This is a genomic window from Microvirga sesbaniae (genome assembly GCF_025460805.1).
GTDB lineage: Bacteria > Pseudomonadota > Alphaproteobacteria > Rhizobiales > Beijerinckiaceae > Microvirga > Microvirga sesbaniae.
Genome location: NZ_JAMXFJ010000111.1, coordinates 1 through 1,463 on the forward strand (window position 1 = coordinate 1; position 1,463 = coordinate 1,463).

Sequence of the window (1,463 nt, forward strand, 5' to 3'; positions counted from 1 at the left end):
GCGACGTACTTGATTTCGAGGAAGCCCTCGATGCCGTACTTGGAGCCCTCGCGCCCCAGCCCCGACTGCTTGACCCCGCCAAACGGCGCCATCTCGTTGGCCAGCGCCGGCGTGTTCACCCCCACCATGCCGCTCTCCAGCGCCTCCGCCACCCGCCACACCCGCGCCAGGTCACGGGCATAAAAATACGACGCCAGCCCGAACTCCGAGTCGTTGGCCATCGCGATCACCTCCGCCTCGTCCTGGAACGCGATGATCGGCGCCAGCGGCGCGAACGTCTCCTCCTTCGTCACCTTCATGCCTTGCCGCACCCCGGTCATCACCGTCGGCTCGAAGAACGTGCCGCCGAGATCCGAGCGCCGGCCCCCCACCAGAACCCGACCGCCCTTTTCCAGCGCGTCGGCCACGTGCTCCTCCATCTTGGCCACCGCCCGCTCGTCGATCAACGGCCCCATGGTCACGCCCGCCTCCGTGCCCCGCCCGAGCCGGAGCCCTTCCACCTTCGCGGCAAGCTTGGCGGCGAACGCCTCGGCCACGCCGGCCTGCACGTAGATCCGGTTGGCGCACACGCAGGTCTGGCCGGCATTGCGGAACTTCGAGGCCAGCGCCCCCTCGACCGCCGCATCCAGATCCGCATCGTCAAACACGATGAACGGCGCGTTGCCGCCCAATTCCAGCGACAGCCGCTTGATCCCGTCCGCCGCCTCCTTCATCAGCCAGCGCCCCACCTGGGTCGAGCCGGTGAACGTGATCTTGGCCACCTTCGGGTTATGGCAGAACTCCTCGCCGATCGGCCGGGCCTCGCCGGTGATCACCGAGAACGCCCCCTTGGGCACCCCGGCCCGCTCGGCCAGCACCGCCAGGGCCAGGGCCGAGAGCGGCGTCTGGGCGGCGGGCTTGAGCACCATGGTGCAGCCGGCCGCCAGCGCCGGGCCCACCTTGCGGGTGATCATGCCGTTGGGAAAGTTCCAGGGCGTGATCGCCGCGCACACCCCCACCGGCTGCTTGAGCACCAGGATGCGCTGGTTCGGGGCCGCGCCCGGGATGACGTCGCCGTCGATGCGCTTGGCTTCTTCCGCAAACCACTCGATATAGGCGGCGTTCGACACCACCTCGCCCCGGGCCTCAGGCAACGGCTTGCCCTGCTCGGTGGTGAGGATGAGCGCCAGGTCGTCGGCGTTGGCGATGATCAGGTCGTACCAGCGCCGCAGGATGGCGCTGCGCTCCTTGGCCGGGCGCCTGGCCCAGTCCTTCTGCACCGCGTGCGCCGCGTCGATGGCCCGCCGGGCCGCCTCGGGGCCGAGATCGGGCACCGCCAGGATCAGCGCCCCGTCATAGGGGTCGGTCACGGGAATGGTCCGGCCGTCCGGAGCGTCCACCCACTCGCCCGCCACATAGGCCCGGCTCACCAGCAGCGACGGGTCCTTCAGATCAACAACGCGACGGTCGACAGGTTTCGCATG

Annotated in this window: 1 protein-coding gene; it reads right to left on the minus strand. The window is 69.7% G+C overall.

The genetic code is table 11. The features are described 5' to 3' along the window. On the minus strand, positions 1 to 1,463 hold a 1,463-nt coding region (locus OCW50_RS33020; RefSeq protein ID WP_373371547.1), incomplete at both ends, for an NAD-dependent succinate-semialdehyde dehydrogenase.